Source organism: Mesorhizobium sp. M7A.F.Ca.CA.001.08.2.1, from assembly GCF_003998455.1.
Classification (GTDB): Bacteria; Pseudomonadota; Alphaproteobacteria; order Rhizobiales; family Rhizobiaceae; genus Mesorhizobium; species Mesorhizobium ciceri.
Map to the genome: position 1 here is coordinate 1 of NZ_RZPW01001383.1, position 632 is coordinate 632.

General features: G+C 68.5%; 1 protein-coding gene. It reads left to right on the top strand.

Going from position 1 to position 632, the window contains the following annotated elements; all coding sequences use genetic code 11:
• On the top strand, window positions 1–632 hold a 632-nt coding region (locus EN914_RS37540; RefSeq protein ID WP_164779277.1), incomplete at both ends, for an NAD(P)/FAD-dependent oxidoreductase.

Genomic DNA, 632 nt, shown 5'->3' on the forward strand with positions numbered 1-632 from the left:
CTGCTCGCCAATGTCACCGGTGTCGATCGCGCCGGCAAGCGCGTGCTGCTCGATGACGGCAGCGCGGTCGCCTACGACACGCTGCTGCTCGCCACCGGTGCCCGCCACGCCTATTTCGGCCATGACGAATGGGAGCCGTTCGCGCCTGGCCTGAAGACGCTGGAGGACGCCACCACCATTCGGCGGCGAATTCTCCTGGGCTTCGAACAGGCCGAGCGGGAGGCTGATCCCGCCAAGCGCCAGGCGCTGCTGACCATTGCGATCGTCGGTGGCGGGCCGACCGGCGTCGAGCTTGCCGGCACCATCGTCGAGCTGGCGCATGACACGCTGCGCGGCGAGTTCCGCAACATCGACACGCGGCAGACGCGCGTGGTGCTGATCGAGGCCGGCGACCGCATTCTGGCCAATTTCGCACCGAAACTTTCCGACTATGCCAGCAAAGCGCTCGAGCGGCTCGGCGTGACGGTCGAGCTCGGCCGGGCCGTCACGCGCTGCGACGCAGAAGGTGTCGTGTTTGGCGATAAGCAACTGGCCGCCCGAACGATCCTGTGGGCAGCCGGCGTTGCCGCTTCGCCAGCCGCTGAATGGCTGGGAGCGAAGGCGGACCGCGCGGGCAGGGTGCTGGTCGAGCC